General features: G+C 73.3%; 20 protein-coding genes. 16 read left to right on the top strand and 4 right to left on the bottom strand.

Translation table 11 applies throughout. The annotated features are described in order from the left end of the window. Positions 1-28: 28 nt before the first annotated feature. Positions 29-1,384 carry a 4-aminobutyrate--2-oxoglutarate transaminase gene (gabT, locus tag ACIRST_RS34050; RefSeq protein ID WP_350525476.1) on the bottom strand — a complete coding sequence of 452 codons (1,356 nt, stop codon included), beginning with the start codon at positions 1,382-1,384 and terminating at the stop codon, positions 29-31. 242 nt (positions 1,385-1,626) lie between these two features. Between gabT and ACIRST_RS34045 the strand changes: the two genes are divergently transcribed. From ACIRST_RS34045 to ACIRST_RS34035, 3 genes are all read left to right on the top strand, one after another. Continuing rightward, positions 1,627-3,699, top strand: a complete 2,073-nt coding sequence (locus ACIRST_RS34045) for an ATP-binding protein (RefSeq protein WP_350525475.1) — start codon at positions 1,627-1,629, stop codon at positions 3,697-3,699. A gap of 177 nt (positions 3,700-3,876) precedes the next feature. Further along, positions 3,877-5,445 carry a PucR family transcriptional regulator gene (locus ACIRST_RS34040; protein WP_402807292.1) on the top strand — a complete coding sequence of 523 codons (1,569 nt, stop codon included), beginning with the start codon at positions 3,877-3,879 and terminating at the stop codon, positions 5,443-5,445. A 287-nt stretch (positions 5,446-5,732) separates the two neighbouring features. After that, positions 5,733-7,175: an aldehyde dehydrogenase family protein gene (locus tag ACIRST_RS34035; RefSeq protein WP_350525473.1), complete on the top strand. Its 1,443-nt coding sequence runs from the start codon at positions 5,733-5,735 to the stop codon at positions 7,173-7,175. 166 nt (positions 7,176-7,341) lie between these two features. Here ACIRST_RS34035 and ACIRST_RS34030 read toward each other — a convergent pair whose 3' ends face one another. After that, positions 7,342-8,010, bottom strand: coding sequence for an NAD(P)-binding oxidoreductase (locus tag ACIRST_RS34030; RefSeq protein WP_402807290.1), 669 nt, complete (start codon positions 8,008-8,010; stop codon positions 7,342-7,344). A 105-nt stretch (positions 8,011-8,115) separates the two neighbouring features. Between ACIRST_RS34030 and dxr the strand changes: the two genes are divergently transcribed. The 5 genes from dxr (at position 8,116) to ACIRST_RS34005 (ending at position 13,716) form a co-directional block, all read left to right on the top strand. Then, positions 8,116-9,360, top strand: coding sequence for a 1-deoxy-D-xylulose-5-phosphate reductoisomerase (gene dxr / locus ACIRST_RS34025; RefSeq protein WP_402807287.1), 1,245 nt, complete (start codon positions 8,116-8,118; stop codon positions 9,358-9,360). Positions 9,361-9,440: 80 nt separating this feature from the next. Further along, the gene (locus tag ACIRST_RS34020; RefSeq protein ID WP_350525470.1) at positions 9,441-10,745 is read left to right on the top strand and encodes a M50 family metallopeptidase; all 1,305 of its coding nucleotides are present in this window, start codon (positions 9,441-9,443) and stop codon (positions 10,743-10,745) included. 143 nt (positions 10,746-10,888) lie between these two features. Further along, on the top strand, positions 10,889-12,049 hold the full coding sequence (ispG, locus tag ACIRST_RS34015) for a flavodoxin-dependent (E)-4-hydroxy-3-methylbut-2-enyl-diphosphate synthase (protein ID WP_350525469.1): 1,161 nt from the start codon (positions 10,889-10,891) through the stop codon (positions 12,047-12,049). A gap of 166 nt (positions 12,050-12,215) precedes the next feature. Then, positions 12,216-13,091 (top strand): GNAT family N-acetyltransferase, encoded by an 876-nt coding sequence (locus ACIRST_RS34010; RefSeq protein WP_350525468.1) that lies wholly within the window; start codon positions 12,216-12,218, stop codon positions 13,089-13,091. A gap of 76 nt (positions 13,092-13,167) precedes the next feature. Continuing rightward, positions 13,168-13,716, top strand: coding sequence for a GNAT family N-acetyltransferase (locus tag ACIRST_RS34005; protein ID WP_402807282.1), 549 nt, complete (start codon positions 13,168-13,170; stop codon positions 13,714-13,716). 25 nt (positions 13,717-13,741) lie between these two features. Here ACIRST_RS34005 and ACIRST_RS34000 read toward each other — a convergent pair whose 3' ends face one another. Further along, the gene (locus tag ACIRST_RS34000; RefSeq protein WP_402807279.1) at positions 13,742-14,665 is read right to left on the bottom strand and encodes an aminoglycoside phosphotransferase family protein; all 924 of its coding nucleotides are present in this window, start codon (positions 14,663-14,665) and stop codon (positions 13,742-13,744) included. A 69-nt stretch (positions 14,666-14,734) separates the two neighbouring features. Further along, a complete protein-coding gene (locus ACIRST_RS33995; RefSeq protein WP_402807348.1) occupies positions 14,735-15,751 on the bottom strand; it encodes a DUF4439 domain-containing protein in 1,017 nt (338 codons plus the stop codon). A gap of 293 nt (positions 15,752-16,044) precedes the next feature. Here ACIRST_RS33995 and rimP point away from each other — a divergent pair, with 293 nt between their 5' ends. The 8 genes from rimP (at position 16,045) to truB (ending at position 24,524) form a co-directional block, all read left to right on the top strand. Further along, positions 16,045-16,584: a ribosome maturation factor RimP gene (gene rimP, locus ACIRST_RS33990; protein ID WP_350525465.1), complete on the top strand. Its 540-nt coding sequence runs from the start codon at positions 16,045-16,047 to the stop codon at positions 16,582-16,584. Between the two features lie 55 nt (positions 16,585-16,639). Further along, positions 16,640-17,641 (top strand): transcription termination factor NusA, encoded by a 1,002-nt coding sequence (gene nusA / locus ACIRST_RS33985; protein ID WP_350525464.1) that lies wholly within the window; start codon positions 16,640-16,642, stop codon positions 17,639-17,641. A gap of 88 nt (positions 17,642-17,729) precedes the next feature. Next, entirely contained in the window at positions 17,730-18,023 is a 294-nt protein-coding gene (locus ACIRST_RS33980) for a YlxR family protein (RefSeq protein WP_350525463.1), read from the top strand. Between the two features lie 231 nt (positions 18,024-18,254). Continuing rightward, on the top strand, positions 18,255-21,404 hold the full coding sequence (gene infB, locus ACIRST_RS33975; RefSeq protein WP_350525462.1) for a translation initiation factor IF-2: 3,150 nt from the start codon (positions 18,255-18,257) through the stop codon (positions 21,402-21,404). Positions 21,405-21,555: 151 nt separating this feature from the next. After that, a complete protein-coding gene (locus tag ACIRST_RS33970; protein WP_030397729.1) occupies positions 21,556-21,852 on the top strand; it encodes a DUF503 domain-containing protein in 297 nt (98 codons plus the stop codon). A gap of 153 nt (positions 21,853-22,005) precedes the next feature. Continuing rightward, the gene (gene rbfA, locus ACIRST_RS33965; RefSeq protein WP_402807274.1) at positions 22,006-22,446 is read left to right on the top strand and encodes a 30S ribosome-binding factor RbfA; all 441 of its coding nucleotides are present in this window, start codon (positions 22,006-22,008) and stop codon (positions 22,444-22,446) included. Positions 22,447-22,448: 2 nt separating this feature from the next. Continuing rightward, positions 22,449-23,552 (top strand): bifunctional oligoribonuclease/PAP phosphatase NrnA, encoded by a 1,104-nt coding sequence (locus ACIRST_RS33960; RefSeq protein WP_396552411.1) that lies wholly within the window; start codon positions 22,449-22,451, stop codon positions 23,550-23,552. Between the two features lie 42 nt (positions 23,553-23,594). Beyond that, a complete protein-coding gene (gene truB / locus ACIRST_RS33955; protein WP_350525459.1) occupies positions 23,595-24,524 on the top strand; it encodes a tRNA pseudouridine(55) synthase TruB in 930 nt (309 codons plus the stop codon). Positions 24,525-24,639 lie beyond the last annotated feature (115 nt).

The following is a 24,639-nucleotide window of genomic DNA, read 5'->3' as shown; positions in this document are numbered from 1 at the left end:
TCCCTCCGGCGGGCAGGTGGCGCCTCGATCAGGCAGCAGTGACACCCTGGAGCGCGAACGCGCCCTCGATGATGTCCAGACCCTCGGTGAGCAGGTGCTCCGGGATCACCAGCGGCGGCAGGAAGCGCAGCACGTTGCCGTAGGTGCCGGCGGTGAGGACCACCAGGCCCTCGGCGTGGCAGGCCTTGGCGATCGCGGCGGTGACCTCCGGGTTCGGCTCCTTCGAGCCCGGCTTCACCAGCTCGACGGCGATCATCGCGCCGCGGCCGCGGACCTCGCCGATCACGTCGAACTTCTCCTGCATCGCCCGCAGGCGGCCCAGCATGACCTCGCCGATCCGCTGCGCCCTGCCGTTGAGGTCCAGCTCCTTCATCGTCTCGATGGAGCCCAGGGCGGCCGCGCAGGCCACCGGGTTGCCACCGTAGGTACCGCCCAGGCCGCCGGCGTGCGCGGCGTCCATGATCTCGGCGCGACCGGTCACGGCGGCCAGCGGCAGACCGCCGGCGATGCCCTTGGCGGTGGTGATCAGGTCCGGGACGATGCCCTCGTCGTCACACGCGAACCACTGGCCGGTGCGGCAGAAGCCGGTCTGGATCTCGTCCGCGACGAACACGATGCCGTTCGCCTTCGCGTACTCCACGATCGCCGGCAGGAAGCCCTTGGCCGGCTCGATGAAGCCGCCCTCGCCCTGGATCGGCTCGATGATGATCGCGGCGACGTTCTCCGCGCCGATCTGCTTGTTGATGATGTCGATCGCCTGCGCGGCGGCCTCGGCGGCGCAGTTCTCCGCACCGGTCAGCCAGCGGTAGGGGTAGGCCACCGGCACCCGGTGGATCTCCGGGGCGAACGGACCGAAGCCCTGCTTGTACGGCATGTTCTTCGCCGTCAGACCCATGGTCAGGTTCGTACGGCCGTGGTAGCCGTGGTCGAACACCACGACGGCGGTGCGCTTGGTGTAGGCGCGGGCGATCTTCACCGCGTTCTCGACCGCCTCGGCGCCCGAGTTGAACAGCGCGGTGCGCTTCTCGTGGTCACCCGGGGTCAGCTCGTTCAGCTGCTCGGCGACGGCCACGTAACCCTCGTACGGGGTCACCATGAAACAGGTGTGCGTGAAGGCGGCCAGCTGCTCGCTCGCCTTGGCCACCACGGCCTCGGCGCTGTTGCCGACGTTGGTCACGGCGATGCCGGAGCCGAAGTCGATCAGCGAGTTGCCGTCCACGTCCTCCAGCACACCGCCGTTGGCACGGGACACGTACACCGGCAGGGTGGTGCCGACGCCGGCCGCCACCGCACCCAGCTTGCGGGCCTGCAGCTCCTGCGACTTCGGACCGGGGATCGCGGTGACCAGACGGCGCTCCTGCGGGAGCGGCGTTGCGGCGCTCATGGGGTTTCTCCAGACTTCTCGGCTCGGTGGTTCGCAGGCTACGGCCGCCCTCCCCGCCCAGGCATGCGCCACTCGGTAGCAGTGCGCCGTCCGACTTGTCCTGCGCGGCCAGCGCGGGTTGCGCGACTACCCGCAGGCCCCGCTCCACTACCCTGAGCGCGGGCGTGTCGCCGGTACGGCGGCATGGGTATGGCGGCACCGACGGCGGTCGGGCCGGGGCGGGCGAGGGAGCGGGGCCGTACATGGCACAGGACGGGTCACACCACCACGGCGAGCGCACCACCACCAGACCCCCGACCCCCCTGCCCCACCAACGGCCCGGCGCCTCCCCCTCGTCCTTCGACCTCCCCGCCTGGGCCTGCGCCCCCCGCCCCGAAGCCGAACCTGGCGTCTACCGCCTCGGCTACCGCCGGATCGACCCGGAGCGGTCGGAGGCGGCCAAGGTCGAGACCTGGCCGCTGCTGCTGCGGGCCGGGCTCAACGCGGTGGTGGCCTGGCTGGCCTTCGTCTACGGCACCCAGCTGGTGCTCCACGTGATCGTGATGACCGTTTGGGTCGAACACCCCACCGAGACCCTGGTGACCGTTGTCGGACTCTCCGTCAACCTCGTGGTTGCAGCAGCTGTCATCAAGGTCTTCGGCCGGATGGGCCGCTGGCCCGAGGTGTGGCGCCGGTACGTGGCGCCGCTGCTGTCGCGGACGGTGACGCAGGAGCAGCGCGCCGAGGAGGACGCCCCGGCGGCGGCCGAGGCGGCGCGGCGGCAGGACCCGTGGGACGGGCTGCGGCAGGGCGGCGCGGCCGACGCGGCGGCGCGGCTCGACGCGGAGACCGTGGGGGACGTCGACTACGTGCGGATCCAGCGTGCCTGGGAGTCCGCGCAGGCGGACCCGGTGTTCGTGCCGGCCTTCGCCGAGCAGGTGGCCGCCCGCGGTGCTGCGGCCTTCGCCCACCCCTCCGAGGCGCGTGTGCTGCCCGGCCGCGCCGAGCAGCACGATCTGCTGCTCGGTCAGGTCCGGCTCGGTACCGCGCAGGACGTGCCGAAGAACCCGTTGAGCCACCGGGCGGCCGGTTTCGCGCTGGATCCGGCGCTGCTGGGCACCTCGGTGCTGGCCGTGGGCCCGGCCGGGACGGGGAAGACCGCTCGGCTGGCCCGGCCGGTGGCGGAGGCGTTGTGCCTGCAGGCGCTGGCCGGCACCGCGTGTGCGGTGGTGGTCGGGTCAGCCGACGCCGATCTCGGCCCGGACGCCTGGTACGACGTGGTGATCGCGCCCGGGGACCTGTCCTCGGTGTACGGGCTGGACCTCTACGGCGCCGCGCGGGACCCGGACGAGGGGGCCGCCCGGCTGGCCGAGGCGCTGCTGCCGGAAGAGCTGACCGCCCGCGCGGAGAACGCCCGCACCGCGCTGCAGCAGGTGGTGGGACCGTTCCACGCCGCGTACGGCCGCTACCCGGGGGTGCGTGAACTGCGGGCGCTGCTGGGTGGTGATCCGGACGCGCTGGCGGCCCTGGTGAAGGCGCTCGGCACGGCGGGCCGGCTGGCGCTGCACGAGCGGGACCTGGAGTACCGCGAGCGCCAGCGGGACCGGGCGGACGACCCGGGGGCGCTGCTGGCGGACCGGCTGGCGCTGCTGGACCGGCCCGCCTTCGAGGGTGCCTTCACGACCGACGGCACCGGCCGGCCCCCGTTCGCGATGCGGGTGCTGGACCACCCGCTGCGGGTGCGGGTGAAGCTGCCCGAGCGCAGCCACCCCGAGGTGGCCCGGATGCTGTCCCGGCTGGTCGTGGGGCAGTTCGTCCAGGCGGCGGGGGTCCGCGAGGACCGCTCGCTGTTCGCGGGCCTGGTGGTCGACGACGCCTCGGCGGCGCTGGACGCCACCGCGGTGCGCGGGCTGCAGCGGATGCGCGGTGCGAACGCGGGCGCGGTGCTGTTGTTGCGCACCCTGGTGGACCTGCCGGAGGCGCTGCGGGCGCCGCTGTTCGGCGCGGTCGGCTGCCGGATGGCGTTCCCGGGGATCGCGCCGTGGGACGGGCGGCTGTTCTCGGAGGCCTGGGGGACGCACCTGGTGCAGGAGACGGCGGTCACCCACACCCCCGACACCTCCGGTGGGGTGATACGGCGGGCGGGGCGGGTCGGGCGGAAGGCGTTGTCGGGGACGACGGCGCAGACGGAGTCGGTGACGACGCGGGATGTGGAGCGGCTGCGGTGGTCGCCGTCGGACCTGGCGCACGCGTTGCCGGCGGGGCACGCGGTGGTGTCGTTGACGGCGGTGTCGGGGGAGCAGGTGCCGCCGTTGCTGGTGGATCTGCGGGGGTGAGTTCCGGGCGGGCCCCAGGGCGCGGCGGGAGACGGGGTGGAAGTCGCCTTCGAGGTGGATTCGGCAGTGCCGGTTGTCCGGAGCGTCCATAATGAAGGGGAGAGACCCTCACCATTCCCACGCCCCTCTCCTCGCCCGGCCGCAATGGCGCGGTCAGGTCGATCCCCCGAAGGTGCCATGCCCCCCACACTCGCCTCCGTCGTCCGCAACAGCTCGCTCCATCTGACGGTCCTCGCCGGCGCGGACCACCTGGAGCGGCCGGTCCGCTGGGTGCACACCAGTGAGCTGGACGACCCGACGCCGTTCCTGGAGGGTGGCGAGCTGCTGCTCACCACCGGTATCAAGCTGGGCCGTACGGCGGCGCAGCTGCAGGCGTACGTGCACCGGCTGGCCGATGCCGGGGTGGTGGGGCTGGGGCTCGGGGTGGGGTTGTCGCACACCGAGGTGCCGCAGCCGCTGGTGGACGCGGCGGCGCAGCGGGGGCTGCCGCTGCTGCGGGTGCCGGAGCCGACGCCGTTCATCGCGATCAGCAAGGTGGTGTCGGCGGCGCTGGCCGCGGAGCAGTACGAGGCGGTGACGACGAGCTTCGAGGCGCAGGAGGAGCTGACCCGGGCGGCGCTGGGCAAGGACGGTACGACGGCCGTGGTGCGCCGGTTGGCGGCGCGGCTGGGTGGCTGGGCGGCGCTGTACGACGGGTCGGGCGCGCTGTCGGTGGTGGCGCCGGACTGGGCGGCGCGGCGGGCCGGGCGGCTGGCGGCGGAGGTGGACCGGCTGCGTCGGCGGCCGGCGCCGTCGAGTGCCGCGCTGCAGGGGCGCGCGCCGGGGATAGACACGGCGGACGAGGACTACGTGGTGGTCCAGTCGTTGGGGGCGGACCGGCGGGCGCGGGGTTTCCTCGCGGTCGGGACCGAGGACCGGATCACGCCGACCGAGCGGTACGTGCTGAACGCGGCGGTGGCGCTGCTGACCCTCACCCTGGAGCGCTCGCGCGAGCTGCGGCAGGCGGAGGAGCGGATGGGCGCCGCGCTGCTGCGGATGGTGCTGGCGGGTGAGGTGGTGACGGCCCGGCAGGTGGCGGCGGGGCTGTTCGGCGGTCTGCCGGAGGGGACGATACGGGTCCTGGTGGCGGGTGCCGGTGCGGGGAACGCGGATGCCGCGGAGGCGCTCGGGGAGCTGGGCGACCGGGCGGAGCAGGCGGGTTCCCGGGTGGGCGAGAAGCTGCTGGTGGCGCGGGAGGACGGCGCGCACGGGCCGCGGCTGATGGTGCTGGCGCTGGACAACGGCGCGGTGCACCGGGCGTGCCTGGGTGCGGTGGAGGAGCACGAGGGCCTGTCGCTGGGCGTGTCGGCGCCGGCCGCGTTGGAGGAGGCCGGGACGGCGCACGCGCAGGCCGAGCGGGCGCTGGCGGTGGCGCTGCGCGGCGGCCGCCGGGCGGTGGACCACGAGGAGGTCGGCGCGGGTTCGCTGCTGCCGCTGCTCGGGGAGGACGCGGTGACGGCGTTCGCGGAGGGGCTGTTGCGGCCGCTGCGCGACCACGACCGGACGGCCCGCGGTGACCTGGTGGCGTCGTTGCGGGCGTGGCTGTCCAGGCACGGCCAGTGGGACGCGGCCGCGGCGGACCTGGGGGTGCACCGGCACACGCTGCGCTACCGGATGCGGCGGGTCGAGGAGCTGCTGGGCCGCTCGCTGGACGACACGGACGTGCGGATGGAGCTCTGGCTGGCTCTCCGTTCCGGCGAGGAGTAGACCACCCGGCCGGCACCGGCCCGAAAGCCTTGCCGCACCGCTCCCCGAGGCCTGCACGGACACCCGCCCCGAGGCCCGCACGGACACCCGCCCCGGGCTCGTTCGGACACCCGCCCGAAGGGCCGCCCGAACGCCCGCTCGGGCGCTCCGCTGGACGCGGTGGAGTGGCCCCGGACCCGAACGCTCCTAGTCGGCCAATCCGGTCGGCGCGCCGACCCACCTACCCTCGGGTTCTGGTCCCACGTCCGTGCGGGCCGTACGACGACGAGGAGAGGGCCGGTACCACGGTGACCACCACGTACGATTTCTGGCTCGCCGGCCGCCGGGCGAGCGGTGACGCCGACTTCGAGGTGCACAACAGCTGGGACGGCCGTCTGGTCGGCAAGGTGAGCATCCCGACCGAGGCCCAGGTCGAGGAGGCGCTGGACGCCGCCGTCGCCGCGCTGCCGGTGTTCGCCGCGACCCCGGCGCACCAGCGTGCCGCCGCCCTGGACCACGTGGCCAAGCGGCTGGCGGAGCGCACCGAGGAGCTCGCCCAGCTGATCACCGCCGAGAACGGCAAGCCGATCAAGTGGGCCCGTGGCGAGGTCGGCCGCGCGGTGTCGGTCTTCCGCTGGGCCGCGGAGGAGGCGCGCCGCACCAACGGCGAGACCATGCGGCTGGACACCGACCCGGGCGGCGTGGGCCGTTTCGCGGTGGTGCGCCGCTTCCCGCGCGGTGTGGTGCTGGGCATCGCCCCGTTCAACTTCCCGCTGAACCTGGTCGCCCACAAGGTCGCCCCGGCGATCGCGGTCGGCGCCCCGATCATCCTGAAGCCCGCTCCGGCGACCCCGCTGTCCGCGATGGTGCTGGGCGAGATCCTGGCCGAGACGGACCTGCCGGCCGGTTCCTGGTCGATCCTGACCGTGCCGAACGACCGGATGCCGGCGCTGGTGCAGGACGACCGCCTGCCGGTGATCTCGTTCACCGGTTCGGACAAGGTCGGCTACCAGATCATGGACTCGGTGCCGCGCAAGCACTGCACCCTGGAGCTGGGCGGCAACGCCGCGGCCGTGGTCCTCGCGGACTGGTCCTCGGAGGCCGACCTGGACTGGGCGGCCACCCGGATCGCGATGTTCGCCAACTACCAGGGCGGCCAGTCCTGCATCTCGGTGCAGCGGGTGATCGCCGACGCGTCGGTGTACGACGCGCTGGTGGAGAAGGTCGTGGCCAAGGTCAAGGCGCAGGTCACCGGTGACCCGAACGACTCCGCGACGGACGTCGGCCCGCTGGTCGACGAGAACGCCGCGAAGCGCGTGGAGTCCTGGGTGGAGGACGCGGTCGCCAAGGGCGCCAAGGTGCTGACCGGTGGCACCCGCGAGGGCGCGACCTACGCCCCGACCGTGCTGGCCGAGCTGCCCGAGGACGCGATCCTGGCCAAGGCCGAGGTGTTCGGCCCGGTGCTGTCGCTGCACAAGGTGGACGGCGTGGACGAGGCCTTCGCCGCCGTCAACGACTCCGCGTTCGGCCTGCAGGCGGGCGTGTTCACGCACGACGTGCAGACCGCCTTCCGCGCCCACCGGGAGCTGGAGGTCGGCGGTGTGATCATCGGCGACGCGCCGTCCTACCGCGCCGACCAGATGCCGTACGGCGGCGTGAAGGACTCCGGCGTCGGCCGTGAGGGCGTCAAGTACGCGATGGACGACTACACGGTCGAGAAGGTGCTGGTCCTGACCGGCCTCGACCTCTGATCGACTCGATCCCGGTCGGTCGGTTCGACCGCTGAACCGACCGACCGCCGAATCGGCCGACCGCCGAATCGGCCGACCGGCCATCCGGCCGATTGGCTGACCGATCGACCGATCGAGTGATCCGCTGACGCAGGGCCCGGTTCGACGAACCGGGCCCTGCGCGCGTTCAGCCGTCGTGCCCGGCCGCGGCGGCGACGGCCTCCTCGACGGTGGCGTTCCCGGCGACCAGCTCCAGGGTGAGTCCGGCGGCGCCGGGTTCGTGCAGCAGGGCGGCCAGGACGGCGGCCACGTCGGCCCGGTCCACCGCGCCGCGGGCGACCGAGGGGGCCAGCCGGACGAGGCCGGTGCCGGGGCCGTCGGTGAGCCGCCCCGGGCGCAGCACCGTCCAGTCCAGCGCGGTCCGGGCCCGTACCGCGTCGTCGGCGGCGCCCTTGGCGCGCAGGTAGGTCTCGAATACCTCGTCGGCGGGGTGGTGGGCGGCGGCGTCGGCGCCCATCGAGGAGACGATCACGTACCGGCGGACGCCGGCGATTTCGGCGGCGTCGGCGAGCAGGACGGCGGCGTCGCGGTCGACGGTGTTCTTGCGGGCGGCGCCGCTGCCCGGTCCGGCTCCGGCGGCGAAGACCACCGCGTCGGTGTCGGTGAGCAGTTCGGCGAGCCGGGGGGCGGTGGTGGCCTCCAGGTCGAGCAGCAGCGGCTCGGCTCCGGCGTCGATCAGGTCCCTGGCCTGTTCGGGGCGGCGGATGATCCCGGCGGGGCGGTCGCCGCGTGCGGCGAGCAGCCGTTCCAGTTCCATCGCGATCTGTCCGTGGCCCCCGGCGATGACGGTGCGCATGGCTCCGACGGTAGCCCGGGGGTGCCGCCTCGTCCTGGGGAAGCTCGCGGGGCACCGGGGAGGTGCCGGGGACCGGTGCGGTCGCGGACAGGACACAATGGGCCCATGACTTCGCTCGCCCACCCGCAGCTGCGCTTCACGCCCACCGTGGCGGACCCCTCCGGCCCCCGGGAGCTGGTGATCCTCGGCTCCACCGGGTCGATCGGCACCCAGGCCATCGACGTGGTGCTCCGCAACCCGGACCGCTTCCGGGTGGTCGCCCTGTCGGCGGCCGGTGGCCGGGTGGAGCTGCTGGCCGAGCAGGCGCTGCAGCTGGGTGTGCACACCGTGGCGGTGGCCGATCCCGCGGCCGAGCCGGCGCTGCGCGAGGCGCTGGCCGCGAAGGCGGCGGGCCGTCCGCTGCCGGCCGTGCTGGCGGGCCCGGACGCGGCGACCGAGCTGGCCGCCGTGGAGTGCCACTCGGTGCTGAACGGCATCACCGGGTCGATCGGCCTGCGGCCGACGCTGGCCGCGCTGGCGGCCGGCCGGGTGCTGGTGCTGGCCAACAAGGAGTCGCTGATCGTCGGCGGTCCGCTGGTGAAGGCGGTGGCGAAGCCGGGCCAGATCGTGCCGGTGGACTCCGAGCACGCGGCGCTGTTCCAGGCGCTGGCCGGCGGGACCCGTGCCGAGGTGCGCAAGCTGGTGGTCACCGCCAGCGGCGGCCCGTTCCGCAACCGCACCCGTGAGCAGCTGGCCGGGGTGACCCCGCAGGACGCGCTGGCGCACCCGACCTGGGCGATGGGCCCGGTGGTCACGATCAACTCGGCCACCCTGGTCAACAAGGGCCTGGAGGTGATCGAGGCGCACCTGCTGTACGACGTGCCGTTCGACCGGATCGAGGTCGTGGTCCACCCGCAGTCGGTGGTGCACTCGATGGTGGAGTTCACCGACGGGTCGACGCTGGCGCAGGCCAGCCCGCCGGACATGCGGATGCCGATCGCGCTGGGCATGGGCTGGCCGGACCGGGTGCCGGACTCCGCCCCCGCCTGCGACTGGACGAAGGCCGCCACCTGGGAGTTCTTCCCGCTGGACGACGTGGCGTTCCCGGCGGTGGAGCTGGCGCGTGAGGTGGGCACCCTGGGCGGTACCGCCCCGGCCGTGTTCAACGCGGCGAACGAGGAGTGTGTGGAGGCATTTCTGAAGGGCCGCCTCGCCTTCACCGGAATCGTGGACACTGTTGCCAAGGTCGTGGCCGAGCACGGACAGCAGGACGGTCGGTCGGCGGCCCCGGGAACTTCCCTGACGGTGGAGGACGTCCTGCACGCGGAGGACTGGGCGCGCGCCCGGGCCCGCGAGCTGGCGGCCGGCTGACGGTCGGCCGACGGCGGACTGACGGCCTCGATAGCGGTAGGACGAGACGATGAGCGGAGCGGCATGACGGAGGACCAGCGGTGGCAACGGTTTTGACGGTGGTCGGCATCCTGGTCTTCGTCATCGGGCTGCTCATCTCGATCGCCTGGCACGAACTCGGCCACCTCTCCACGGCCAAGCTGTTCGGCATCCGGGTGCCGCAGTACATGGTCGGCTTCGGCCCGACCCTCTGGTCGCGCCGCAAGGGCGAGACCGAGTACGGCATCAAGGCGATCCCGTTCGGCGGGTACATCCGGATGATCGGGATGTTCCCGCCGGGCGATGACGGCCGGATCACCAAGCGCAGCAGCTCGCCCTGGCGGACCATGATCGAGGACGCCCGCGAGGCCTCCTACGAGGAGCTCCAGGAGGGGGACGAGCACCGGCTCTTCTACACCCGCAAGCCCTGGAAGCGCGTCATCGTGATGTTCGCCGGGCCGTTCATGAACCTGGTCCTGGCGTTCGGGCTCTTCCTGACGGTCATGATGGGCTTCGGCGTCTCCATGAACGTGCCGACGGTCAGCACCGTCGCGCAGTGCGTGGTCAAGGCGGGCCAGCCGACCGACAACTGCCCGGCGGGCGCCCCGCAGACGCCGGCCGCGCAGGCCGGGCTGAAGGCCGGGGACAAGATCGTCTCCTTCGACGGCGACCGGATCCGCACCTACGACCAGCTCCAGGCGGACATCCGCCGGTCGGCCGGGCGGACCGTCCCCGTGGTGGTCCAGCGGGACGGGCAGCAGGTCACCCTCAACCCGACCATCGCCGTCAACGACGTCCAGAAGTACGACGGGAACAACGTCCCGATCAAGGGCCAGACCATCCAGGCCGGGTTCCTCGGATTCACTCCGGCGAGTGGTGTCGTCCGGCTGGGCTTCGGGCAGTCGCTCGACCGGATGTACGACATGGCCGAGGGCGGGGTGAAGTCGCTGGTCGCTCTGCCGGGCAAGATCCCCGGGCTGTGGAACGCCGTCGTCGGCGACGCCCCGCGCGATCCGGACTCGCCGATCGGCATGGTCGGCGCCGCCCGGGTGAGCGGCGAGGTCTTCTCCCTCGACATCCCCGGCACCCAGCGGATCGCGTTCTTCGTGAACCTGCTGGCCGGCATCAACCTGTCGCTCTTCCTCTTCAACATGCTGCCGCTGCTCCCGCTGGACGGCGGCCACATCGCCGGCGCGGTCTGGGAGGCGGTCCGCCGCCGATTCGCACAGCTGTTCAAGCGGCCCGATCCGGGCCCGTTCGACGTCGCCAAGCTGATGCCGGTGGCGTACGTCGTGGCCAGCATCTTCATCGGCTTCACGCTGCTGGTGATGGTCGCCGACCTGGTGAACCCGGTGAAGATCAGCTAGGGCGTTCGGGTACGGCGGGTGTGCTGGGGCCCGTTGCCGTGCCGTACCGTTGAGGCCGGGTGCGCGACGTCAGCGCACCCGGCCTCGGCCGTCCCAACGGCCGGGCGGTCGACCACACCTCTACCCCGGGGAACCCTGCGCACATGACCGCGATCTCGCTCGGTATTCCGTCCCTGCCGCTCAAGCCGCTCGCCAAGCGCCGGCACTCCCGGCAGATCATGGTCGGCAACGTGCCGGTCGGCGGCGACGCCCCGATCTCGGTGCAGTCGATGACCACCACCGTGACCTCGGACATCAACGCCACGCTGCAGCAGATCGCCCAGCTCACCGCGTCCGGCTGCCAGATCGTCCGGGTCGCCGTGCCCTCGCAGGACGACGCCGACGCGCTGCCGATCATCGCCAAGAAGTCGCAGATCCCGGTCATCGCGGACATCCACTTCCAGCCGAAGTACGTCTTCGCGGCGATCGACGCCGGCTGTGCGGCCGTGCGCGTCAACCCGGGCAACATCAAGGCCTTCGACGACAAGGTCGGCGAGATCGCCAAGGCCGCCAAGGACGCGGGCGTCCCGATCCGGATCGGCGTCAACGCCGGCTCGCTCGACAAGCGCCTGATGGAGAAGTACGGCCGGGCCACCCCGGAGGCGCTGGTCGAGTCCGCGCTGTGGGAGTGCTCGCTGTTCGAGGAGCACGACTTCCGCGACATCAAGATCTCGGTCAAGCACAACGACCCGGTCGTGATGATCAACGCCTACCGCCAGCTCGCCGCCGCCTGCGACTACCCGCTGCACCTCGGCGTGACCGAGGCCGGTCCGGCCTTCCAGGGCACCATCAAGTCGGCGGTCGCCTTCGGCGCGCTGCTGGCCGAGGGCATCGGCGACACCATCCGGGTCTCGCTCTCCGCCCCGCCGGCCGAGGAGATCAAGGTCGGCAACCAGATCCTGGAGTCGCTCGGGCTGCGCGAGCGCGGCCTGGAGATCGTCTCCTGCCCGTCCTGCGGCCGCGCCCAGGTGGACGTCTACAAGCTCGCCGAGGAGGTCACCGCCGGCCTGGAGGGCATGGAGGTGCCGCTGCGGGTGGCGGTCATGGGCTGCGTCGTGAACGGTCCGGGCGAGGCGCGCGAGGCCGACCTGGGCGTCGCCTCCGGCAACGGCAAGGGCCAGATCTTCGTCAAGGGCGAGGTCATCAAGACCGTCCCCGAGTCGAAGATCGTCGAGACCCTGATCGAGGAGGCGCTCAAGCTCGCCGAGCAGATGCAGGCGGCCGGCGTCGAGGCGGGGGCGCCGACCGTCGTCGCGGGCGAGTGAACCCGTAGCGTGTCCTGATGGCGCGGGGATGCCCGCGTGAAGTCTTCCGGAAGCGGGGCCGTCCGTTCGTGGACGGCCCCGCAGCCGTAGCCGGGTGGGGCCACGGAGTAGGGTGCGGCCAGAGTCGTCTCAGTGAGGTGCTGTCTCGATGCTCGATCGAGGTGTGATGCTCCCGAGCTCTTTCCAGGCCGCCCGGGCCCTGGCCACCACCCGGGTGCTGGAGCCGCCCGACCTCGCGGACGCCCTGGAGATCCTCCACCGCGACCCGGTCGCCAACGCCTTCGTCGCGACCCGCGTCGAGGCCGTCGGGCTCGACCCGTGGCGGCTCGGCGGGGAGATGTGGGGCTGGTACGACGGGGACGGCGCGCTGGACGCGCTCTGCTACGCCGGGGCGAACCTGGTCCTGGTCGACGCCGGGCCGGAGGCGGTCGCGGCCTTCGCCGAGCGGGCCCGCCGGCAGGGGCGGCGCTGTTCCTCGATCGTCGGGCCGGCCGAGGCCACCGCGGGGTTCTGGGCGCTGATGGAGCGCAGTTGGGGCCCGGCGCGTGAAGTCCGCGGCCACCAGCCGCTGTTGGCCACCTCGGTACCGTCGGCGGAGATCGCGCCGGATCCGCTGGTCCGCAGGGTGCACCGCAACGAGGTCGAGACGCTGATGCCGGCCTGCGTGGCGATGTTCACCGAGGAGGTCGGGGTGTCGCCGCTGGCGGGGGACGGCGGGCTGCTCTACCAGGCCCGGGTCGCCGAACTCGTTTCCACCGGGCGGTCGTTCGCGCGGTTCGGGGAGGACGGGCAGGTCGTCTTCAAGGCGGAGATCGGGGCCGTGACGCAGGGCGCCTGCCAGATCCAGGGCGTCTGGGTCGCGCCGGAGCACCGGGGCCGGGGGCTGTCGAAGTCGGGGATGGCGGCCGTCCTGGACATCGCGTTGCGGGAGGTGGCGCCCGTGGTGTCGCTGTACGTCAACGACTTCAACCTGCGGGCCAGGGCGGCCTATCGCCGGGTGGGGTTCCGGGAGGTCGGGGCGTTCATGAGCGTGCTGTTCTGAGGCCGTCGTCCGCACCGGACCGCCGTGTTCGGATCTTCCGCCGCGTCGCGGGGCCGCTGGTAGTAACGTCCGGAGCATGGATCAGCTGACCGGGGTGACGATCGGGGCCATCGACCTTGCGGCCTGGGCGCCGCAGGCGCTGGAGGTCCAGGCGGTGGCGTTCGGGCTGACGCCCGAGGAGGTCGCGGTACGGCTGCACATCGTCGGGCGGCACGCCCAGCAGCCGGGGGTGATCGCGTTCGGCGCGATGAGCGAGGGGCGGCTGGTCGGCTTCGGGTACGGGATGCCCAACCAGCGCGAGCACTGGTGGAGCACGGTGATCGAGCCCTACCTGACCGTCCGGGGGCACGCGGACTGGCTGGACGGCGTCTTCGCCGTGACCGAACTGCACGTGCTGCCGGAGTTCCAGGGACAGGGCGTCGGATCGCGGCTCATCCGGACGCTGTGCGAGCGCTCGGGACTGGACCGGAGCATCCTGTCGGCGATCGACGCGGAGACGCCGGCGCGGCGGTTGTACCGGGCGCTCGGGTACCAGGACCTGGCGCGGGCGGTGCGCTTCCCGGCGACGGAGCGGCTGTACGCGGTGATGGGGGCCCGGCTGCCGCTGCGGAGGTCGGAGGGCTGAGCGGGGCCGTCCGGCCGGAACGCGGTCAGAGCGAGCCGGCGAGTTCGAGGTGGAGTTCGGCGTCCTCGCGGCGGTCCGCGGCGAGGGAGCGCAGCGCCAGGTCGACGGAGCGGAAGAGGGCCCAGCCGCGCAGGCGTTCCTGGTCCACGTCGAGCGCGTCGGACAGCTGGTGGAGGCGCCGGCGGACGGCGGCGGGGACGCCGGGGGAGCCGAGCAGGGTGTCCGCGCGGTCCAGCGCGAGGCGGGCCAGGTCGTAGGCGCGCTCGCCGACGACGGGGCGCGGGTCGATGGCCAGCCAGGGGGCGCGGTCGGCGGCGAGGACGTTGCCGTGGTGGAAGTCGCCGTGCAGCAGGAAGGACTCCTCGGCGGAGTCGGCCAGGCTCCGGGCGGTCTCCAGGGCCTCGTCCACCAGGGCCTGCGCCTCCGCGGCGGCGGGGTGGGCGCGCTGCTCCACGACCCGGTCGGCGGTGGCGGCGACCCGCTGGGCGAGGGTGGGGAAGGGGTGTTCCCCGGGGAGTTCCACCCAGAGCCGGTGCAGCAGGCTGGTGGCCTCCAGCATGGCCTTGGGCTCGGCGAGGGAGCGCAGCGGGATCTCGCCGTGCAGGCGTTCCAGGAGGAGCACGCCCTCGGAGGGGACGGCGTCGAGGAGGAGGACGGCTCCGCGGCCGGCCCAGTGGGTGAGGGCCGCGTGCTCGTGGGCGGTCTCGGGGGTGAGCAGGCCGGCCTTGAGGACGGCGGGTGAGAGGTCGTCGCGGTGGACGTACGCGACCAGGCTCAGGCTGCCGCCGGGGTCGAGGACGCGTTCGAGGGTGAGGTCCCAGGCGGCGAGGTGGGCGGCCGCCCGGGCGGGGAGGGCGGCGAGCCACTGGCGGCCCGCTTCGCCCTGCGTGGCGGTGACGGTGTCCGTCAGCCAGGTGGGGACGGTGATGGTGGGTGCGGCTCCCGACATGGGTCCATTGTCGGGCTTCGGCGGCGCGGGCGGGGTGCTCGGGCGGGCGGGTGTCGCGGTTCCCGGTCCTCAGCCGGCGGTGGGCGAGGGGGTCGGGGCCTGGTCCTGGATGCCCGGGAAGGGCTGGTCGGGGGCGCCCCAGCGGTGGGCGCGGAGGGCGCAGTCGCGCAGGGCGTCCGCGGCGGTGAGCCGGTGCGGGGCGGGGACCGCGGCGACCAGGTCGGCGTAGACGGTGGTCAGGCGGGTTTCGAGGTGGGCGGCGAGCCCGGCGGCGTCCGCGGCGGAGGCGACCGGGAAGGGCAGCCGGTAGCCGCCGGCGGCGGGGGTGGGGGCGGCGCCGAGGGCGGCGACCAGACGCTGCCAGGTGTCGCGCTGGGCCTGGTGGGCGGCGTAGGCCGTGCGGGCGTCGGCGAGTCGGGAGTCCCCGGGCAGGTGGGCGCCGACGACGCCGTAGCCGTAGACCGCGGCGTGTTCGGCGCCGAGGGCGTTCTGGAGCGCGGTGAGGGCCGCGGGGGTGGGGCTCGGCGCGGGGGTGGCCGAGGGGGAGGCGGTGGCGCGGGCGGGCGCCGGTGGGGCCGGGGCGCCCAGGACCGCCGCGTGGACGCCGTTGGCGGCGGCGGCGGAGGCGAGCAGACGGGCGAGGGACGGGCTCGCGGCGTCCAGGTCGGCGAGGTGGGATTCGCCGGTCCTGCGCTCCAGCTCGGCCAGGCCGGGACCGGCGGGGGTGGGACCGGCGGGGGAGGGAGAGGTGGGGGAGGGACCTGCGGGGGAGGGAGAGGTGGACGTGGGAGCGGTGGTCACGGGCGGCGAGGGGACGGCCGCGGCGGTCAGGCCTTCGGCGAGGGCGGCGCGCTGCCGGGCGACCTCCGCGCGGAGGTCGGCGCTCCGGACGCCGGGCGGCGGGGGCAGGGTGTCGTACCCGGCGAGGAGGGCGTCGGTGGCGGCGATCGCGCGAAGGCGGACGGGGGTGTCCGGGTCGGGGCGCAGGCCCCCGGTGCCGGAGGCGGGGCCGGTGTGGTCGGCGGTGCAGGCGGTGAGGGTGAGCAGTCCGAGGGCCAGGAAGGTCCGTCGGCTGTGCGGCTGCATCGGGGTCACTCCGGGGCGTGTACGGGAGGACGGCCTCCCCGCCGGACCTCGTTGGCGTGAATGATTACAGAATCCCCACGTTCCGTGGCCCGGTTCGGGTACACCGGGCCCCGGGTGGGCACGTGTGAGCTTGCTCGCAGTGGGTGGCGTGCGAGCGGTCGGGGGTGGTCCGGAATCGGTGGTTGGGGGCTTCACCGGCTAGGCTTTGGGCCGAGCTGCCGTGACCCGGTGTGGCGCCGAGGGCGCGGGGCGACCTTCTGACAACAGCAGACGCGGCCGAGGAGTCCACCCGGATGAGCACCACCCACACCGACCGGCTGCGAGCGTTGCTGGAGCCGCTGGCCGCACAGGCCGGACTGGACCTGGAGGACGTCAGGGTCACCAAGGCGGGCAGCCGCCGGCAGGTGCAGATCGACGTCGACACCGACGGCGGCGTGGACATGGACACCATCGCCGAGTTCAGCCGGGTGGTCGGCGAGGCCCTGGACGAGTCGGACCTGATGGGGGACGACGCCTACCTGCTGGAGGTCGGCTCGCCGGGTGCGGAGCGTCCGCTGGTGCTGCCCCGGCACTGGCAGCGGGCCGAGGGCCGGCTGGCCGCGATCCACCTGGTCGACGGCGGGGAGATCGTCGCCCGGGTGCTGGAGGCCGACGAGGACGGCGCGCTGGTCGAGGTGCAGCCGGTGAAGGGGCGCGGCCGCCCGAAGGAGCGCCGTCTGGAGTACGGCGAGGTGGCCCGGGCCCGGGTCCAGGTCGAGTTCAACCGCAAGGACGACGAGAAGCTCCTGGACGAGGCCGCCGACTTCGACGAGGGGGACGACGGCGCCGAGTGACCCCCGGGTGCCGTACGACCATGACGAACGTGACGAAAGACGAGGAGGCGTAGCCGTGGACATCGACATGAGTGCCCTGCGCACGCTGGTCAACGAGAAGAACATCCCCTTCGACCTGCTGGTCGAGTCCATCGAGTCCGCCCTCCTCACCGCGTACCACCGCACCGAGGGCTCGCGCCGCCGCGCCCGGGTGCACCTGGACCGCAAGAGCGGCCACGTCACCGTGTGGGCCATGGAGGACCCGACGGAGCTGGACGAGGGCGTCGAGCCGAAGGAGTTCGACGACACCCCGAACGGTTTCGGCCGGATCGCGTCCAGCATCGGCATCCAGGTGATGATGCAGCGCCTGCGCGACGCCGCCGACGACCAGACCTTCGGCGAGTACGCGGGCAAGGAGGGCGACATCGTCACCGGTGTCGTCCAGCAGGGCAACGACCCGAAGAACGTGCTGGTCGACATCGGCAAGCTGGAGGCCATCCTGCCGCCGCAGGAGCAGGTCCCGGGCGAGGACTACCGGCACGGCACCCGACTGAAGTGCTACGTGGTGGCGGTCCGCCGCGGGGTCCGCGGGGCCTCGGTGACGCTGTCGCGCACCCACCCCAACCTGGTGAAGAAGCTGTTCGCGCTGGAGGTCCCGGAGATCGCGGACGGCAGCGTGGAGATCGCCGCCATCGCCCGCGAGGCCGGCCACCGCACCAAGATCGCGGTCTGGTCCCGCCGGGCCGGGCTGAACGCCAAGGGCGCCTGCATCGGTCCGATGGGCTCCCGGGTCCGCGCCGTGATGGGCGAGCTGCACGGCGAGAAGATCGACATCGTCGACTGGTCGGAGGACCCCCGCGAGATGGTCGCCGCGGCGCTGTCCCCCGCGCGGGTGACCAGCGTGGAGATCGTGGACGCCGCCCAGCGTTCCGCCCGGGTGATCGTGCCGGACTACCAGCTGTCGCTGGCGATCGGCAAGGAGGGGCAGAACGCCCGTCTGGCAGCCCGTCTCACGGGGTGGCGGATCGACATCCGGCCGGACACCGAGGGCCAGTCGGAGGACGGCGGCCGGGAATAGCCCGACCGGTCGTGCGTGTTGTCGTAGCCGTCGTCGCCGGTCCCCCGGGATCTGCGGGGCGGCGCCATGTCGCTTCGGAGGGGTAGACTTGCCTTCGTCTGGCCGGACGCACGTCCGAGCACGCCCGGAACGCACCTGCGTGGGCTGCCGCAAGCGAGCGGCCAAGCACCAGCTGTTGCGTGTCACGGCGGTCGAGGGCGAGTGCGTCCCCGATCCCCGTGGCGCACTGCCGGGCCGGGGCGCTCACCTGCACCCCGAACCGGCCTGCCTCGACCTCGCGGTCCGCCGTCGGGCGTTCCCCCGGGCCTTCCGGCTCCAGGGCGCGCTCGACACGGAGCGGCTCCGCGAGTTCATCGGGGAGCGGGTAGGCGGAGCCTCTTAGGCGGGCCACCTCCCGCGACGACCGCCGCTCCACGCGGCGGAAGAACCACCGCAACAAGCACAGCGTTCGGGAAGCCGCGCGCCGTGCCACCAGTCAGGTACCTCGCGATGTGGAAGTAGGTCGAGATTGCGATGAGCACTCGATGAGTACGCGATGAGTACGCGATGGGTACGCCCATGAAGTAGCGACAGTCCGGCGGACGAGACCCCCGGACTCATAGACAGGAGTGAAGTGGCTAAGGTCCGGGTTTACGAACTCGCCAAGGAGCTTGGCTTGGAGAGCAAGGCCGTCATGGCCAAGCTGACCGAGCTCGGTGAGTTCGTCCGTTCGGCGTCCTCGACGATCGAGGCGCCGGTCGTGCGCAAGCTGACTGACGCGCTTGGTGTGGCCCCCACCGGTGGTGGCGCTGCCAAGCCTGGCCCGCGGAAGCCCGCGGCGCCCCAGCCCGCGGCTGGTGCCGCGGGTGCACCCAAGCCGGGTGCTCCGACCCCGGGTCCGCGCCCTGGCGCGACCCCTGGTCCCCGCCCCGCACAGACCGCAGGTCCCGCTGCCGGATCGGCTCCCGCCGCTCCGGCCGCCCCCGCCCCCGCTGCCCAGCGTCCGGGTGCGCCGACTCCGGGCCCGCGCCCGGCCGCGCGTCCCGCCGCCCCGGCGGCTCCGGCGGCCCCGGCCGCGCCCGCGGCCGAGTTCTCCTCGCCGGCTCCGGCCGGTGACGCCCCGCGTCCCGCCGCTCAGGCCCCGCGCCCGAGCGGCCAGGCCTCCGGCGGCGCCCGTCCGGGCCCGCGTCCGGCCGGCCCGCGTCCGGGCAACAACCCGTTCACCTCGGGCAGCGCCACCGGCATGGGTCGCCCCGGCGACCGCCGCCAGGGCGCCCAGGGTGGCGACCGTCCGCGTCCGGCCGGTGGTCCCGGTGCGGGTGCTCCCCGTCCGGGTGGCGACCGTCCGCGTCCCGCCGGTGCCCCGGGTGCGGGTGCTCCCCGTCCGGGTGGCGACCGTCCGCGTCCGGGTGGTCCCGGTGCGGGTGCTCCCCGTCCGGGTGGCGACCGTCCGCGTCCGGCCGGTGCCCCGGGTGCGGGTGCTCCCCGTCCGGGTGGCGACCGTCCGCGTCCCGACGGCATGCCGCGTCCGGCCGCGCCGCGTCCCGGCGGCCCGACCCCGTCCGGCATGCCGCGCCCGAACCCGGGCATGATGCCGCAGCGTCCGGCCGGCCCGCGTCCGGGTCCCGGTGGCCGTGGTCCGGGTGGCCCCGGTGGCCGTCCGGGTGGTCCGGGTGCCGGTGGCGCCCGTCCGGGCTTCCAGGGTCGTCCGGCCGGTCCGGGCTCGCGTCCGGCCGGTGGCGGCGGCTTCGGCGGTCCGCGTCCCGGTGGCGGTGCCCCGGGTGGCGGCGGCGGCTTCGGCCCGCGTCCCGGCGGCTTCGGCGGTCGTCCCGGCGGCCCGGGTGCCCGTGGTGGCACGCAGGGCGCCTTCGGTCGTGGCCCGGGCGGTCGCCCGGCGCGCGGTCGCAAGTCGAAGCGGGCGAAGCGCCAGGAGTACGAGGCCATGCAGGCCCCGTCCGTCGGCGGTGTGATGCTGCCTCGCGGCAACGGCCAGACCGTTCGCCTGTCGAGCGGCGCCTCGCTGATGGACTTCGCGGAGAAGATCAACGCCAACCCGGCCGCGCTTGTCTCCGTCATGTTCAACCTCGGTGAGATGGTCACCGCGACCCAGTCGGTCTCCGACGCGACCCTTGAGCTGCTGGCCGGCGAGATGGGCTTCCAGCTGGAGATCGTCAGCCGGGACGACGAGGACCGCGAGCTGCTGGAGTCGTTCGACATCGACTTCGGTGCCAACGAGGGCGACGAGGACCAGCTGGCCCCGCGCCCGCCGGTCGTCACCGTCATGGGTCACGTCGACCACGGTAAGACCCGCCTGCTGGACGCCATCCGCAAGTCCAACGTGGTGGCCGGCGAGGCCGGTGGCATCACCCAGCACATCGGTGCCTACCAGGTGGTCACCGAGGTGAACGGCGAGCAGCGTCCGATCACCTTCCTCGACACCCCGGGTCACGAGGCGTTCTCCGCCATGCGTGCCCGTGGTGCCAAGTCCACCGACATCGCGATCCTGGTGGTCGCGGCCAACGACGGTGTCATGCCGCAGACGGTCGAGGCGCTGAACCACGCCAAGGCCGCGGGTGTGCCGATCGTGGTCGCCGTCAACAAGATCGACGTCGAGGGCGCCGACCCGACGAAGGTCCGCGGTCAGCTGACCGAGTTCGGCCTGGTGGCCGAGGAGTACGGCGGCGACACCATGTTCGTCGACATCTCCGCGCGCCAGGGCCTGCACATCGACCAGCTGCTGGAGGCCGTGGTCCTGACCGCGGACGCCTCGCTGGACCTGCGGGCCAACCCCGAGCAGGACGCGCAGGGTATTGCGATCGAAGCCCACCTGGACAAGGGCCGCGGCGCCATGGCGACCGTCCTGGTCCAGCGCGGTACCCTCCGCGTCGGTGACTCGATCGTCGTGGGCGACGCCTACGGCCGCGTCCGCGCCATGCTGGACGAGAACGGCAACAGCCTCGCCGAGGCCGGCCCGTCCCGCCCGGTGCTGCTGCTCGGTCTGACCTCGGTGCCCCGCGCCGGCGACAGCTTCATCGTCGTCGACGAGGACCGCACCGCCCGCCAGATCGCCGAGAAGCGCTCGGCCCGCGACCGCAACGCCGCCTTCGCGCAGCGTCGGGTCCGGGTGTCCCTGGAGGACCTGGACAAGGCCATCGCCGCCGGCTCCATCGAGCAGCTCAACCTCATCATCAAGGGTGACGTCTCCGGTTCGGTCGAGGCCCTTGAGGACGCCCTCGTCAAGCTGGACGTGGGCGAGGAGGTCGAACTCCGGGTCCTGCACCGCGGTGTGGGTGCCATCACCGAGTCCGACGTGGACCTGGCGATGGGCTCGGACGCCATCATCATCGGCTTCAACGTGCGCGCCGAAGGCCGTGCGCGTACCGCGGCCGACAAGGAAGGCGTGGACGTCCGGTACTACTCGGTCATCTACCAGGCGATCGAGGAGATCGAGAACGCCCTCAAGGGCAAGCTCAAGCCGGAGTACGAGGAGGTGCGCCTCGGCGCCGCGGAGATCCGCGAGGTCTTCCGCTCCTCCAAGTTCGGCAACATCGCCGGTGTCCTGGTCCGCGACGGCATCATCCGCCGCAACGCCAAGGCCCGCCTGCTGCGCGACGGCAAGGTCGTGGCGGAAGCCCTCACCATCGAGGGTCTGCGCCGCTTCAAGGACGACGCGACCGAGGTCCGCGAGGGCTTCGAGGCCGGTGTCACCCTGGGGTCGTTCAACGACATCAAGGTCGAGGACATCATCGAGACCTACGAGATGCGCGAGAAGCCGCGCGCCTAGTCGGTGTCAGCCGGGGCCGGTCGACGGGTGGTATTTCCGTCGACCGGCCCCGGTCTCGCTGTGTAGGGTCCGGGGTAGTTCAGACGTAGCGGCGTCAGCCCGTTCCGGGCTGCCCCCCCGAGGCCTTCCAGGTCGGCGAGACCTGTCACACATGTTCGTGGGAACACTCACCTTCGACCTGCTGCTGGGCGACGTCCACTCGCTCAAGGAGAAGCGTTCGATCGTGCGGCCCATCGTGGCCGAACTGCAGCGCAAGTACAGCGTGTGCGCTGCCGAGACCGGGAACCAGGATCTGCACCGCCGGGCCGAGATCGGCCTCGCGGTGGTGTCCGGCGAAGCCGGGTACGTCACCGAGATCCTGGACAGCTGTGAGCGGTTGGTCGCCGGCCGCCCCGAGGTGCAACTCCTCTCCGCGAGGAGGAGGTACCACAACGACGACGACGAATGAGAGCTGTGGAGCCGGTCGGCGGAAGTCGCCGTTCTCACACAGATCAGGACCGAGAGCGCCCGCAAGGCCGGGCGCGGGCCGGTACTTTGGGGCTTGGGCCCCGACGGGTGCGCAGCTCGCCCGGGTACCGGGCCCACTGCACGAGGAGGCAACGTGACCGACACCGCAAGGGCGCGCAAGCTCGCCGACCGCATCCAGGTGGTCGTCGCCCAGACCCTGGAGCGACGGATCAAGGACCCCCGGCTGGGGTTCGTGACCATCACCGACACGCGGGTGACCGGCGACCTGCGCGAGGCCACCGTCTTCTACACCGTCTTCGGTGACGAGACCGAGCGCCAGGCCACCGCGGCCGCGCTGGAGAGCGCCAAGGGCGTCATCCGCTCCGAGGTCGGCAAGATCGGGGTGCGCTTCACCCCGACGCTGACCTTCGTCGCGGACGCGCTGCCGGACAACGCCCGGAACATCGACGACCTGCTCGACCGCGCCCGGCACTCCGACGCCGAGGTGTGCACCCAGGCCGCCGGGGCGACCTACGCCGGCGACGCGGACCCGTACCGGGTCCCGGCGTCCGAGCGTGACGACGAGGACGAGTAGTCATGGCGGGTGAGCCGGCGAAGGCCGCCTCGCGAACCGGATCGACCACGGGGGCGCCCTCCACCATCACGGTGGAGGGTGCCCTCGCGGCGCTCCCGGGGCCGCGCGCCGAGGAGAGCGGGTTCGAGCTGGTCTGGCAGCAGGTGGTGGCGGAGATCGGGCGGGCCCGCTCGATCGACCTGATCTGCCACATCTGCCCGGACGGCGACGCGCTCGGCTCCTCGCTGGCGGCGGCGCTGGCGCTGCGCGCGCTCGGCAAGCAGGTGCGGGTCTCCTTCGGCGACGACCCGCAGGTCGTGCCCGAGTCGCTGGCCTTCCTGCCCGGCCAGGAGCTGATCGTGCCGGCCGCCGAGGTGCCGGACGTGCCCGAGCTGGTGCTGTGCTTCGACGTGGCCGCGGAGAGCCGGCTCGGCCTGCTGCACGACAAGGCCTTCGCCGCGCCCGTCCTGGTGGTGTTCGACCACCACGCCTCCAACCCGGGCTTCGGCACCCACCAGCTGATCGACCCGACCGCGCCGGCCACCGCCGTCCTGGTCGACGAACTGCTGCGCCGGCTCGGCGTCGAGCTCGACCGGGACCTGGCCGCCTGCCTCTACACCGGCGTCGCCACCGACACCGGCTCGTTCAAGTACCGGGCGACCACGCCCGCCACCCACGAACTCGCCGGCCGGCTGCTGGCCACCGGCATCCGGCACGACCTGATCTCCCGGCAGCTGTGGGACACCTCCTCCTTCGGGTACCTCAAGGTGCTCGCGGGCGCGCTCGACCGGGCCGTCTACGAGCCGGACGCGGCCGACGGCCTCGGCCTGGTGTGGACCTGGGTGCCGTACCAGGACCTGGCGCTGTTCAGCGTCACGGTCGAGGAGATCGAGGGGCTGATCGACATCGTGCGCCGCCCGGCCGAGGCCGAGGTGGCGCTGGTGCTCAAGCAGGACCCGGACGGCACGCTGCGCGGCTCCTCGCGCTCCAAGGGCGCGGTGGACGTCGCCGCGGCCTGTGCCGAACTGGGCGGCGGGGGGCACGTCTACGCGGCCGGATTCAGCGTCCGGGAGGACGTGGCCGCCGTGGTCGAGCGGTTCCGGTGCGCACTGCGCCCGGTACGTTGACCACCTGCTGACGTATTCCGAAGTTTTCAGAGAAAGAACTCGATGAAGCGCAAAGGCACCGGCCCGGACGGCCTGGTGATCGTCGACAAGCCCGAGGGCATCACCTCCCACGGGGTCGTCGCCAAGCTGCGGTGGCTGGCCGGCACCCGGAAGGTCGGGCACGCGGGCACCCTGGACCCGATGGCCACCGGCGTGCTGGTGATCGGCGTCGAGCGGGCCACCCGGCTGCTCGGCCACCTGATGCTCACCGCCAAGACGTACGAGGCGACCGTCCGGCTCGGCCAGACCACCGTCACCGACGACCGGGAGGGCGAGGTCACCGCCTCGACCCCGGCCGACGCCGTCACCCGGGAGGCGATCGACGCCGGGATCGCGGCGCTCACCGGCGAGATCATGCAGGTGCCGTCCAAGGTCAGCGCGATCAAGATCGACGGCAAGCGCTCGTACGCCCGGGTGCGCGAGGGCGAGGACTTCGAGCTCGCGGCCCGGCCGACCACGATCCACTCCTTCACCGTGCACGACCAGCGCGCGGCGGTCGCCGAGGACGGCACGCCGGTGATCGACCTGGACGTGACCGTCGAGTGCTCCTCCGGCACCTACATCCGGGCGCTGGCCCGGGACCTCGGCGCCGGGCTGGGCGTCGGCGGGCACCTGACCGCGCTGCGGCGCACCAAGGTCGGGCCGTACGGGGTGGAGTCGGCGCGCACCCTGGAACAGCTGGAGGCGGCGGTCACCGGCGACTCCGCCACGGGCCTGGAGGTGCTGCCGATCGCGGAGGCCGCGGCGGCCGCCTTCCCGCGCTGGGACCTGGACGAGGCCTCGGCGCAGAAGCTGTCGCACGGCGCGCGGCTCAAGGCGCCCGGGCTGGGCGTGGACGGGCCGATCGCGGTGTTCGGCCCGGACGGGCGCTTCCTCGCCCTGGTCGAGGAGAAGGGCGGGCAGGCGAAGCCGGTCGCGGTCTTCGTCGGCTGACGGCCCACCGCCGCCCGCGGCCCCACCGCCGCCCGCAGCTCCAGTACTGCGCGACATCCCCGCCGGGACTCCCGGCGGGGATGTCCCGTTCCAGGGGACCCCTCCGGTCGGACCG

The sequence above is a fragment of the Kitasatospora sp. NPDC101447 genome (assembly GCF_044767225.1).
Lineage (GTDB): Bacteria > Actinomycetota > Actinomycetes > Streptomycetales > Streptomycetaceae > Kitasatospora.
The sequence above is the reverse complement of the archived record's forward strand: the minus strand, read 5'-3'. Positions and strand labels throughout refer to the sequence as shown.